We start from the raw sequence: 12833 nt of genomic DNA, 5'->3' as shown, positions 1-12833 counted from the left end.
TTGCACTACAAACAACTAGTATTGCACTTGTGAATTACATAAAAATAGACAAAAGACTTTCAAGCCTATTAAATTCTCATAAATGTTACGCAGCGTCAAAATGGGATTTTCCTTGTTCCTGCTGTTTAACCGATGGTTTTAACTTGAAGTGTAACAGAATCCGTTTTCTATAGTTCTGGAAGTTTCTATATCCATAGGCGACACGATTCAATACCTTGATTTTATTGTTGTTCCCTTCAATTCTTCCGTTATTGTAGGGGTAAATAAAACTGTTTTCTATAAATGGAAGATGTTTTCTCAACGTTTTTAAACTTGTTCTCATATAATTTGAAATTGCAGATGGAACCGCATTTGTTAAACAGGACAATAGTGCTTCGAAGTCCTTATTTGACATGGATTCCATTAATTCTTGATAAAGTTCATAGTTCGCTTTTAGTACAGGATCATAATTTAACATCTCATCTACAATACTTTGCCCTGTACGTTGGCCAAACAATGGATAATACTTATATTCTACGCTGGATAGTTCTGTACGTTTTTTTAATAATAGTTTCCAATAACGCTTAAGGCGACGGTATTTCTTCATATCATCCCCATTAGACGTTCTTAACTGATTCATGACCTGAATACGACATTTATTCATAGAGCAATTAATTAGTTGAACAAGATGGAATCGGTCAATGATAATTTTCGCCCGTGGAAATAATTCTTTAATCACACTTACATAACCCGCATTCATATCAATTGTTACGGTTTCCACATGTTGACGGTCAGTCAAACTGTAGTTCACAATAAAGTGATTCTTAATCGTAAGATTATCTCGTCTATCTAGGATATCCAATATGTCGCCTGATTCCGCATTTATATATTCGAAGGCCATTTCACCTTTTGCGTATTTGAACTCATCAAAAGAAAGGTGCTTAGGTAGGGCCTTGTAGTGTGGGATAATTTGTTTTGCGGCTTGATTAATTTGCCGTTGAACGGTTGCGGGTGATACTGAACAATCCCTCGCGATAGACGTAAGCGACTGTGCTTCGGCAGACTTTAATATGACTTGTACTTTTACATTTTGTGAAATAAAACAATTCCGTTGAACAATCGGTGTTTTAGCGGTAAAACTACTTTGACAGGCTTGGCACATGAAACGTTGTTTCTGTAGAAGTAGGTAGGTTGGATTTATACCCGTAATGGGTAAGGTAATTCTTGATAATTGTGTCCCGTTTTTATAGATTGTAAAGTCGGTGTTTTTTACACCGCATTTCACACAATGTGTGGGAGTATAGGTTAATTTTCCGGAAATATATTTACACCGTTTGCCTTTATAGGTTCATTCTTTTACACAATCTTCATCAAAAATAACATTTGGGTCTTGAATATCAAGCAAAGATTTAATACTATTAGAACACGACAAGTGAATTTCCTCCTGAATGATGGTTTTGGTCGACTTTTATTCTACAGGGAATTTCACTTGTTTTCTCTCTATATATAAAGGGAATTTATCTTACCCAGACCCTCGAGCTGCTTGAAGTGGAAAGCGGCGACTCCAGCGGGAACAGCGCGAGCTGAAGACCCTGGACTGAGCACAGCGAGGGAAGCGGCTGAAGCCGTGCCCGCGGAAAGCGTCCGCTTGGAACGGAAACCAGCGGGTAGTAGGATTACCTTATCCAATATATTTATAAAAAATGACGTTAGTGAAGATCCTCCTCATCTCCCTTTAAAGGGATGGGGAATTTCTTTCACCAACGTCATTTATTGTACAACCAATTTCTTACAGAATTTTGCTATAAGGCAGTCTGAATTCTTAATACCCTTTTGCTACAGTGGACGAAAGTAGTTCAATTCACTCTTTATAATCTACGTCCTGAAGGACGTAATGTATTTCGCAAGTGAAAAGTGAGCCATTTCGCAATTCAATTTTGAGCCACGTTAATTAGCACCAGATTTCATCCATTCTTCCGTTTCTTTCATTCTAAAAGAGGGCCCATTCATATTTAAAACATGAGATTTATGAGTTAAGCGATCTGTTAATGCAGCGGTTAATACTGGATCATGAAAAACCTCTTGCCATTTTAAAAAAGATAAATTGCTTGTTATAATTGTTGATTTTCTTCCTGCTCGTAAGGAAAGATGCGAGAATAATAATTCTGCTCCTTCTTTATCAAAAGAAATATATCCTAACTCATCAAGGATAACCAAATCATATTTTTCAAATTTCATCTCAAAAGATCGAAGCGTTCGTTCTGAACGATGTTCTTTTAGTTGGTTCACTAGTGAAGGCACTGTCGCAAAAAACACTCTGTATCCCGCGAGACATGCTTCCATTCCAAGTCCTATGGCAATGTGAGTTTTTCCGGTGCCTGGAGATCCTGTTAAAATTAAATTTTGTCCTTCTTTGATAAAATCTAATGATTTTAAATGAGGCAACTTTTGCTTTGCTTGATCAGGTAAAGCATCGTGAACAATTTCTTCTAGTAACCTTCTTTGAGGAAAATTAGCTGCACGGATTCGATTTTGTTTTGCACGTAAGAAACGATCTTTTTGTTCCTGTACAAGCACTTGATATAACACATCATATGCTAAAGTAGGATTCTCAAACGATGTTTCATCTTTAGCCATACTCCTAATACTAGGGAGACGAAGCTCCCTACACATCTCAATTACTTTCTCTTTTTTATCCACAATAAACGCCTTCTTTCTCTGTTTGCTCAAACATATTTGCATATGCTCGCATATTGTTTTCTGATTGGTTTGTCGTTTCATCACGATTTAAATCATCAATATTCGCCGTTGGCGATTGCTCACAGATGAAAAGGATTCGTTCAGTACTTACATAGCCTAATCTAATATTATTTAGTTTATTAACTGCACTTAAAACTTCTTCTAGTCTGTTATTTTCCTTTATGTAAAGAAGTAACTCTATGAATTCTTTCTCTTTTCCGATATAATGGTCATTGTATAAGTTTTTTATTTGCGTTGGTGCCTGCCTCAAACATTCACTTTGAGCTATGGCACCTTTTTTCTTTTCAAATGTTTTTAGAAAGTGATTAATATTCATAATCCACTGATGTAAACCCCAGCTACGTAAATGCTCAGTTGCTAATTCTCCGTCTATAAATAATTTAATTCTCTTTGCTCCTACTTTAGCCTTTATATGCTTACCTACGTGACCTTCTGGAACAGAATAACGATTTTGGTTGATTGTTACAGTACTATATTTATCAACCCGGCACTCTATGAAGTCTGTGGCATCGAAAGGTGCGATTGCAGGACTTGATACAGCTTTTTCATTCTCCATCAATTTCTTATGACTAATTTTATGTTCATGATGTTTTCGGTTATTTAGCTTCTCCAGAACAACTGACAGGTATTCTTCAGCTTCTTTCAAACTAGTAAAAGTAAATTGTGAAGAAAATGTCTTCCTTCGAATAAATTCAACACTTCGTTCTACGTGACCTTTTTCATTTCCTCTTCTAGCTTGACATAACCTAATTTTAAAATTGTAGTAGTTTGATAAATTCACCATACTATCTGTTATAACTTTTTCATTTCCAACAAATGATTTAACGACTGTTCTCATGTTGTCATAAGTAAATACCGTCGGTATGAAGCCTACATGATCAATAAAGTTTGTATGAACATCTAGAACGCAGACACGTGTTTCAGATTCATAAAGCATAGCGAATCGATAATTACTGTGGGCTAAAGTAAATACTGCTAGGGAATAACTTTTAATCTTACCGTCTATTTGTAGCTTTACCTCTCCCCAGTCAAATTCTACTTCGTACCCTGGTTTAGAATGTCTTCGGATATATACTTCCTTTGATTTTTCATTCTCTTCATTCACAAAGTTTCGTACAGTAGTGTAGCTAATAGCGAAATCCGCATCTTCGAGCTTTTCATGCATATCAACTATTTTCATTTGTTGCTTTGTCATGTAATGATTTCTTTTCCATTTGTTCTCTTTTATATAACCTCGTAATATATTTTTGATTTCCTCCGTTAAAACTGGTTTTCTACCTTTTCTTTTTTTGTAAGTCGGAGGCTTCATGATGTCTTCAGTAATCGGAAGATTACGAGTATCTATATGTTTGCTTTGTTCGAAAAGCTTAATATATTTATCAACTGTATTTCTGGATTTCTTCAATTCTTTTGCTATTTTTCTCTTACTTAAACCTTCCAAATACAATTTAATAATTTTCTGTTTATCATTCAATGTAATCACTCCTGATAATTCCCCCTAATATAGATCTAGGGTTATTTTCTATCAAAAGTGGCTCAGTTTTCAAGTGCTATGGTGGCTCACTTTTAAGTTACCATATACAGGACGTAAACTGAAATTAAGCCGTATAAGGAAGGAACTGTATTCATCTATAACGGAAAGCGTCTCCCAGGAGTGCAAATCAAGACACTTAATATAAAGAGAAGAAAAAAAGGTGACGTGAAAACCACATCACCCTAACTTTTGACTAAGAGCCGAACGTTTTCAATCATCTGTTTGATCAGTTACACTTTCACCTACAATTTGATCGATTGTTGTTTCATCGTTATCATCTGAATAGGTAGGATTTTCACTATCGGTGAAATCGGAAGGACTGTCAGAAGAGCCGAATTCAGCTACTTCTTCGAAACTATTCTCAAAATCAACAGCACGACCATCTTTAGTTTCTTCAAACGGATTACTATTCGAGTTTATAGCTACGTCTTCAGCAATTGATTGTTCAAACTCTTCAGCATGTTTAATACAGTAGGGTGTGTAAGGAACAGCTTCTAGTCTTTCATATGGAATATCTATATGACATACCGAACACTTACCGTATGTGCCTTTGTCCATTGAGTCCAATGCTATTTCTACTTTGCCAAGTTCAGATTCAGCATGTTCTTGTAAAGCTAGATCTTTTTCTCTTTCAAATAAAGCCGTACCCATATCTGCTGGATGGTTGTCATACATTGAAAGTTCTCCTGAAACGTCTTGAATGCTTTTTTTTGAATATGTGTCTTCTTCAATTTTTGTAGAGTTTTCTTTCATTTCAAGTAAATTATTTTTTAATGTATCTATTTGTTGTTCTGTTAACAAAATAAACCACAACCTTTTCTTATTTAATAGTAGTATGTTCATTATTAGATGAATGATGTTAAAACAATTAAATTGATAACAGTTTATATTCAATTCCCATACAAGTATATGTGTTAAACATTAAACATAAAAAAACTCTAAAAACTAATTATAGTTTTTAGAGATCTTATCGAAAGTGCTATTTATAAATTAAGCCCCGGTGTACCTGCGTTCAGATTTTGTTCGACCTCGTTCAAAAAAATCTAATGAAAAATCTGTGGCAAAGATGGCGTAATTACATCCCTTATATCAGTGGTGAATATAATTTCTGCTGGAGTTTGAACGATTACTGAATAATGACGTATAAGTATTTAGCAAAAGAGAGTGACCAAGCTTTCTTCAACTTTTCACTTATAAAAGTGAGAGACTTCTGCTGAACTCAGTTAAAATAGATGACCAAGCAATATTCCAATACCAAGTAAAAGACCAAATAAAGTATTAGTAATTGCGGTTTCTTTCATGGCAGGCATTACTTTTAAAGGTTGAACATATTTATTGAAGATGGCAACAGCTGTTAGTGGTTTTCGAATGCTGAGGAAAACAAGCAATGCCCAAGGTGTTAAAACACCTATAAAAATTAGAATAAGTATCCAACTATATGAAATAACAAAGAAGAAAAACAATATTTTAATCGCATTCTTACGTCCAGTAAGAATTGCTAATGTATGCCTACCTCCCTCAGTATCCCCTTCTATATCCCGTATATTATTAGCCAACATAATAGCTCCCACAAGGAACATACTAGGAATAGAAAGTAATACAGCTTCTTTCGTTACAGTTTCAGTTTGAATATAAAAGGCTATTAGAATTAGGAGCATACCCATGACAACACCTGACACTAGTTCACCAAATGGTGTGTAAGCGATAGGGTAAGGTCCACCGGTATAAAAGTATCCAACCATCATTGATGCAATGCCGACAACTGCTAGTAGCCATGACGTTTCTATGCATATGTAGATGCCAACTAGAACCGAAATTCCATATAAAAGAAAAGCCAGATTTAACACGGTTTTAGGTTTAACACCGTTTCGAACAATTGCGCCCCCAATACCAATAGAATCTTCGGTATCAAGCTCGCGTTTAAAGTCATAGTATTCATTAAACATATTCGTTGCCATTTGAATTAGAATACTTGCGATGAGCATTGCAAAAAATAGCGGAAAATGGATTTTACCATAAGTCAAAGCAATCATCGTTCCAAGGAACACTGGTGCAAAAGCTGCGGTCAATGTATGTGGCCGTGTAAGTTGCCACCATATACGCCAACCTGAATCGGCTTTTATCGTTTGTTGCAAAATAATTCGCCCCTTAATCGTAGTAGTAACCCAATCTATTATACTCTAAAATTCTACTTCTGGACATGCTACTTGCTTATTTTGTATACGATGGTGTGGTAGAATAAAGACATGTGATATTACTACGAATCCTTTAACGTACGGAGGGAAAATTAATGAATCAAAACTTCATAGCTATTCAAGATAAATCTACTCAAGAAGCAATTAGTGAACTGCGTTTTTTCACGGAAACAATTGATGCTGGTCGAATATCGCCACTTGCATTCTTTGAAGCAGGACAAGCTCGTTATAAAGATGAACTTTTCTACTGGCAAAATGCTAACCAAACACTTACACTCGTGGGAATTGGTCACGCGGATGTGTTGGTAAGTGAAGGTGTGGAAAGCAGGTTTTCCGATATATCAACAGCTTGGAAAAAACTTTGTGCTGCATTAATCAAAGAAGAAAAGGATATTGCGCCTATTCTGTTCGGTGGTTTTTCATTTGATCCTAAAAATGAAATTAAATCTGAGTGGGAGGGGTTTCCTTCAGCCTATTTCGTAGTGCCTTCCTTCCAATTATGTGTAAAAAACGGAAAAACATCTATCTCGATCAATCTTATAACGACAGATATAGATGCGACTGTTGAGTTTCAAAACTTGCGTGATGAAAGAGACCGTTTAATTCATGATGCACAAGTTAATGAATTTGAACCTCTTTTGAAGCCGGTTGTTAAATCAGTTGAGGAATTAGAAAAAGAACATTATAAAGATGCGCTATCGGATGTGATTTCTGCAATAAAGAGTGAAGAAGCTAAAAAAGTAGTCATCGCACGTTCTATCAAAATGAATTTTGAAAGTGCGGTTTCGAGTGTTACTGCACTTCAACATATATCTAAAGAACAACAAGAAAGTTACCAATTTGGTTTGCAGAAAGACGATAAGCTGTTTTTTGGCGCAACACCAGAGAGACTTATTGAAATAGATAATGGAAATGCTTATTCTACTTGTGTTGCTGGGTCAATTGCGCGCGGAAAATCGGCTGTTGAAGATCGTAAACTAGGTGAAGATTTAATTGGAGATCTTAAAAATAGAGAAGAACATCAGTATGTAGTGAATATGATTTCCGGTGTATTTAATGATTTTTGTACAGATGTTACTGTGCCTAGTGAGCCCAAACTTATGATAATCAGGGATATTCAGCATTTATTTACACCTGTTGCAGGTAAAATCAATCGTCAAGCAGATATTTTTAGTTTAGTCGAGGCTCTTCATCCTACGCCTGCATTAGGTGGTTACCCAACGAATACTGCTTTAGATATTATTCGGGATAAAGAAAAGATGAATCGTGGTTATTACGCTGCACCAATTGGTTGGACAGACACGGAAGGCAATGGAGAATTTGCTGTTGCGATTCGTTCAGCACTTCTTAAAAATGACAGTGCCTATCTATATGCAGGTGGAGGAATTGTTGCAGATTCTGAAGTTGAACAAGAATATGAGGAGACATGGGTAAAATTTAGACCTGTTCTACGTGCACTTGGAGGAAAATTAAATGGGTAAAAAGACTTTTCTAACTACCTATGTACGTCGCATGACGAGCGCGTTGTTAAATGCTGGTGTTAAATCAGTTGTCATAAGTCCAGGTTCAAGATCGACTCCACTTGCTTATGCATTTGCGTCAACTGAAAGTTTGAAGGTTTATATGCAAATTGATGAGCGTTCAGCGGGATACTTTGCACTTGGATTAGCAAAAGCATCCTCTGAGCCAGTCGTTTTACTATGTACATCTGGAACGGCTGCATCTAACTACTTCCCAGCCATTACAGAAGCCCATTATGCACGAATTCCACTTATTGTCATGACTGCTGACCGACCTCACGAATTAAGGGAGGTAGGTGCTCCACAAGCGATTGACCAAATTCGGATGTATGGGAATCATGTTAAATCTAGTATTGATTTACCGATACCTGAGGAAAATATCGAAGACTTCATGGAAAGACATGTTCAACGTTCATTATCCGTTGCCTTGACAGCACCAAAGGGGCCTGTACATATAAATATTCCTTTACGAGAACCCCTATTAATCGATTTTGATATGGAAACGCCTAAGAACACTTTTTTAAAGCGGATAACAACTATAGATTCCTTAGACGAATCAACTACGGAGGAAATCACGTATTTACTTCGTACATCTGAAAAAGGGATTATTATTGTTGGAGAATTACCAATATACTTGAATAAGGATAAATTTTGGAAGTTCGCAGAAGCGTTAAATTGGCCAGTTTTATGCGATCCATTATCAAATCTTCGTGCGAACATACCTGAAAAATGCAAACCACTTTGTATTGATAGATATGATGCGTTATTAAAAAGTGAATCTTTTGGCTCGAAAGTTGTACCTGATACGGTTATACGTTTTGGACCACAACCAGTGTCGAAATCACTCTTACTATACTTAAAAAAAATATGTCCCGTAACGATGATTGTTGTCGATGAGTCGCCTGAATTTCGTGATTCGATACATATTGTTACGCACCATATTCAATCGAAAGCAGAAGCAGTACTAAGCATAATCGTGCGCAAATCAGAAACACCTTATAACGCGATTTGGAGTAATGCGAACGACATAGCATCTTCCGTTACAGAAAACATTAATACTGAAGATGAGGGTGCTTTTACACAAATATTATTGAACCATTTACCAAGTGGAACCGATTTAATTAGTGGAAGCAGTATGCCAATTCGTGACATTGATACTTTCTTTGGGAAAACAGTGAAGGATGTTCATTTATTTGCAAACCGTGGAGCAAATGGTATTGATGGCGTTGTATCTACGGCTTTTGGTATTCAGGCTGAAAGGAAACGCTCAGCATGGTTACTAATCGGAGATTTGTCTTTTCTACATGATGTAAATGGATTGATTGTTACGCGTTTTCATGAGACTGATTTAACAATTGTTATTATGAATAATGATGGGGGTGGGATATTCTCATATCTACCTCAAGCAACTTCTGCGGAGCATTTTGAAGAGCTCTTTGGGACACCTACGGGTTTAAAGTTTGGACATATTGCTGAAATGTATGATGCTCAATATGCTGCTGTGCGAACAAAGGAAGAATTTGTTGCTGAATTACTACTTCCTAAAACAAAAAATGTACGTATTATTGAAGTAGAAACTGACCGCGGTAAAAACGTAAAAGCCCATCGTCAATTATGGCAACAAATAATAGAAAGACTTGATTAAAATGAATGAAAAAATTGATGTACGTGGCAATCAACTATACGTAAAATGCGATGGTGATGTTTCATTACCGACAATTGTTTTTTTACATGGATTTACAGGTAGTTCAGAAACATGGAATGAAGTGACACATCAATTAAATGGTCAATTTAGAACGATAGCTGTCGACTTGACAGGGCACGGACTATCCTTTGTACCAGAAAATTATTCTCGTTACACGATGGAAGAACAGATTGCAGATCTAGATGCCTTATTTGTTAAACTAAATTTATCACATTTTAATCTAGTCGGTTATTCAATGGGTGGACGGATTGCACTTGCTTATATGATAAATCATCCTGAAAAAGTAACGTCACTTATTCTTGAAAGTGCTTCACCAGGATTAAAGACAGAATTGGATCGTATAAATAGAGCAGTAGCTGATAATCTGTTATCTCAGAGAATTGTAGAGGAAGGTATTCCTGCATTTGTAGAGTTTTGGGAAGAACTCGCCTTATTTGAAACGCAAAAAAAGTTATTACCTGAAATACAAGATGCGGTTAGGCGAGAACGGTTAAATCAGAGTGTAACTGGCTTGGCTAATAGCCTGCTTGCTATAGGAACTGGAAGTCAGCCTTCATATTGGGATGAACTTCAATTCATCAAACGACCCGTATTTCTCATAACTGGTGAAAAGGATAAGAAATTTGTCAATATTGCCCGGGAAATGGAGAAATATATTCATAAAGTCGTTCATACGACAATTTCTAATGCTGGACATGCAATTCATGTGGAAAAACCGTCGATATTTGCTACAATGATAGGGAAGCATCTTTCTACTGTAATTAAAAATAGGGGGTAAAAGAATGACACGTCAATGGGAAGTAATTCGTACATATGAAGATATTAAGTATGAACAATTTGGTGGAATTGGTAAGATAACAATTAATCGTCCAGAAGTGCGCAATGCATTTCGTCCGAAAACAGTATCAGAACTTATTGATGCATTTTCACGTGCGCGTGATGATGCAAGTATTGGAGTAATTGTATTAACAGGCGAAGGTGAAAAAGCATTCTGTTCAGGTGGAGATCAAAGCGTTCGTGGTCATGGCGGATATGTTGGAGAAGATGAAATTCCACGCTTGAATGTCCTTGATCTACAACGTTTAATTCGCGTAATTCCAAAGCCGGTTGTTGCAATGGTTGCTGGTTATGCGATTGGAGGCGGACATGTACTTCATGTTGTTTGTGATTTAACGATTGCTGCTGATAATGCTGTTTTCGGCCAAACAGGACCTAAAGTTGGATCATTCGACGCTGGATATGGCTCTGGTTATTTAGCTCGTATTGTTGGACATAAGAAAGCTCGTGAAATTTGGTTCTTATGCCGTCAATACAACGCTCAGGAGGCATTGGAGATGGGCCTAGTTAATACAGTTGTTCCATATGCTGAGCTTGAAGATGAAACAGTACAGTGGTGTGAAGAAATGCTAGGTATGAGTCCAACAGCACTTCGTTTTGTTAAGGCGGCAATGAACGCAGATACAGATGGTCTGGCGGGTCTTCAACAATTAGCCGGAGATTCAACGCTTCTTTATTACACAACAGATGAAGCTAAAGAAGGTCGCGATGCATTTAAAGAAAAACGTAAGCCTGATTTCGGTCAGTTTCCACGTTTCCCATAATATGATAAAAATGAAAGCTGCCTATAAGTAAAGGCAGCTTTTTCTGAATGGAAGGTGAATTAAATGGTACCAAATTGGTTAGTGCAACGCGCTTATTTGACGCCTGACAAAATAGCTTTGTCATTTAATGAAGAAAGTTGGTCATTTATAGAACTGAAAAATGCCGCCAATACTTATGCTAAGAAATTAGCAGGGAATGGATTGAATAATGGAGATAGAATAGCGCTTCTAGGATCGTCCACGCCTGAAATGGTAATGATTATCCACGCTTCTATGCTTATGGGGCTAGAAATTGTCATGTTGAATAGTCGATTGACGGAAAAAGAACTTTCTTGGCAACTCATTGATTCAAAAGCAAAAACTGTCATCGCATCAGATAATTTAGTACATCTAATAAAAGAATCGGAAATACTAACTTTAACATTTTCGCAAGTAAAAAATAGTAAAGAATATGATGTTGTGGTAGAAGATACTTGGGAATCATCGCGTACGATTACTATTATGTATACGTCTGGGACGACAGGCTATCCGAAAGGTGTAAGACAAACAGCTGGGAACCATACATCTAGTGCATTGTCTTCTGTATTAAATTTAGGTTTGGATGAATCGGACGTGTGGCTTTGTGTTATGCCTTTGTTTCATATTAGTGGATTCTCTATACTTGTTCGTTCCGTATTATATGGAATGGAAGTTCGTCTTTATGAAAAATTCGATGCTATGCAAGTTTCAGAAGAAATTAGAAGTGGATCAGTCACACGTATGTCTGTTGTGACGACGATGCTTGATAAAATCATACGTATTTTTGAGAATAGCGGTGTAATTGCTCATCCTTCCTTTAAGACGATGTTGGCAGGCGGAGGCTCAGTTGCTGTCGATTATTTAAATCGTGCACAAAATTGCCATCTCCCTGTTCTTCAAACTTATGGTATGACAGAAACGAGTTCTCAAACAGCGACACTTTCAGCATCAGACGCTGTACGTAAATCAGGGTCCGCAGGTAAACCGTTATTTTTCAATCAAATCAAAATAAATGCTTCCAAAGTTGCTGGTGAATACGGTGAAGTATGTATACGGGGACCACATGTCACCCCTGGATATATAGGACATGTTGAAAATGTCAGCCCACTTGTAGACGGATGGTTACTAACGGGTGATATCGGTTATTTTGATGCAGAAGGTTATTTGTATATTGTTGATCGTCGTTCTGATTTAATTATTTCAGGAGGGGAAAATATTTATCCTGCGGAAATTGAAAACGTATTGATGTCTCATAAAAAGGTGCTAGAAGCAGGGGTGTGCGGTTGGGATGATTTAAAATGGGGAAGTGTTCCTGTTGCATTTATTGTCTGTTCTGAAGCAATAACTGAAGAAGAGCTTGAGGCGTTTTCTAATGAACGATTAGCGCGATATAAAATACCGAAATCATTTTATTTTGTAGATGAATTGCCACGCAATGCGGCAAACAAATTACTTCGTAGAGAATTGAAAAAGTTGCTCATAGATGAAAAATAAAAAAGGGCTATCACTGGATAGCCCTTC

10 protein-coding genes are annotated in these 12833 nt (G+C 36.7%); 5 read left to right on the top strand and 5 right to left on the bottom strand.

All coding sequences use genetic code 11. The annotated features are described in order from the left end of the window. Positions 1–85: 85 nt before the first annotated feature. The 5 genes from AC3RV6_RS13680 to AC3RV6_RS13660 form a co-directional block, all read right to left on the bottom strand. Positions 86–1300, bottom strand: a complete 1215-nt coding sequence (locus tag AC3RV6_RS13680; RefSeq protein WP_489749260.1) for an ISL3 family transposase — start codon at positions 1298–1300, stop codon at positions 86–88. Between the two features lie 626 nt (positions 1301–1926). Next, the gene (istB, locus tag AC3RV6_RS13675) at positions 1927–2679 is read right to left on the bottom strand and encodes an IS21-like element helper ATPase IstB (protein ID WP_489745758.1); all 753 of its coding nucleotides are present in this window, start codon (positions 2677–2679) and stop codon (positions 1927–1929) included. Further along, positions 2672–4213, bottom strand: a complete 1542-nt coding sequence (istA, locus tag AC3RV6_RS13670) for an IS21 family transposase (protein WP_489745757.1) — start codon at positions 4211–4213, stop codon at positions 2672–2674. The genes istB and istA overlap by 8 nt, the downstream gene beginning before the upstream one ends. A 270-nt stretch (positions 4214–4483) precedes the next feature. Beyond that, complete coding sequence (locus AC3RV6_RS13665; RefSeq protein ID WP_489746584.1) at positions 4484–5074, bottom strand: TraR/DksA C4-type zinc finger protein; 591 nt, start codon at positions 5072–5074, stop codon at positions 4484–4486. Between the two features lie 422 nt (positions 5075–5496). After that, complete coding sequence (locus AC3RV6_RS13660; protein WP_489746583.1) at positions 5497–6408, bottom strand: 1,4-dihydroxy-2-naphthoate polyprenyltransferase; 912 nt, start codon at positions 6406–6408, stop codon at positions 5497–5499. Between the two features lie 155 nt (positions 6409–6563). Here AC3RV6_RS13660 and AC3RV6_RS13655 point away from each other — a divergent pair, with 155 nt between their 5' ends. The 5 genes from AC3RV6_RS13655 (at position 6564) to AC3RV6_RS13635 (ending at position 12806) form a co-directional block, all read left to right on the top strand. Beyond that, complete coding sequence (locus tag AC3RV6_RS13655; protein ID WP_489746582.1) at positions 6564–7949, top strand: isochorismate synthase; 1386 nt, start codon at positions 6564–6566, stop codon at positions 7947–7949. Next, the gene (menD, locus tag AC3RV6_RS13650) at positions 7942–9633 is read left to right on the top strand and encodes a 2-succinyl-5-enolpyruvyl-6-hydroxy-3-cyclohexene-1-carboxylic-acid synthase (protein WP_489746581.1); all 1692 of its coding nucleotides are present in this window, start codon (positions 7942–7944) and stop codon (positions 9631–9633) included. The genes AC3RV6_RS13655 and menD overlap by 8 nt, the downstream gene beginning before the upstream one ends. Position 9634: 1 nt before the next feature. Further along, a complete protein-coding gene (menH, locus tag AC3RV6_RS13645) occupies positions 9635–10471 on the top strand; it encodes a 2-succinyl-6-hydroxy-2,4-cyclohexadiene-1-carboxylate synthase (protein WP_489746580.1) in 837 nt (278 codons plus the stop codon). A gap of 4 nt (positions 10472–10475) precedes the next feature. Beyond that, positions 10476–11294 carry a 1,4-dihydroxy-2-naphthoyl-CoA synthase gene (gene menB / locus AC3RV6_RS13640; RefSeq protein ID WP_489746579.1) on the top strand — a complete coding sequence of 273 codons (819 nt, stop codon included), beginning with the start codon at positions 10476–10478 and terminating at the stop codon, positions 11292–11294. 63 nt (positions 11295–11357) lie between these two features. Continuing rightward, positions 11358–12806: an o-succinylbenzoate--CoA ligase gene (locus AC3RV6_RS13635; RefSeq protein WP_489746578.1), complete on the top strand. Its 1449-nt coding sequence runs from the start codon at positions 11358–11360 to the stop codon at positions 12804–12806. Positions 12807–12833 lie beyond the last annotated feature (27 nt).

The organism is Sporosarcina sp. So3-204 (assembly GCF_058068165.1).
Note: the sequence above shows the minus strand (reverse complement) of the source record. Positions and strands in the feature narration are given on the sequence as shown.

Bases quoted from the DNA above. Each gene is read 5' to 3' on its own strand.
- AC3RV6_RS13655 (WP_489746582.1), top strand. From the start codon at position 6,564: ATGAATCAAAACTTCATAGCTATTCAAGATAAATCTACTCAAGAAGCA.
- menD (WP_489746581.1), top strand. From the start codon at position 7,942: ATGGGTAAAAAGACTTTTCTAACTACCTATGTACGTCGCATGACGAGC.
- AC3RV6_RS13635 (WP_489746578.1), top strand. From the start codon at position 11,358: ATGGTACCAAATTGGTTAGTGCAACGCGCTTATTTGACGCCTGACAAA.
- menH (WP_489746580.1), top strand. From the start codon at position 9,635: ATGAATGAAAAAATTGATGTACGTGGCAATCAACTATACGTAAAATGC.
- menB (WP_489746579.1), top strand. From the start codon at position 10,476: ATGACACGTCAATGGGAAGTAATTCGTACATATGAAGATATTAAGTAT.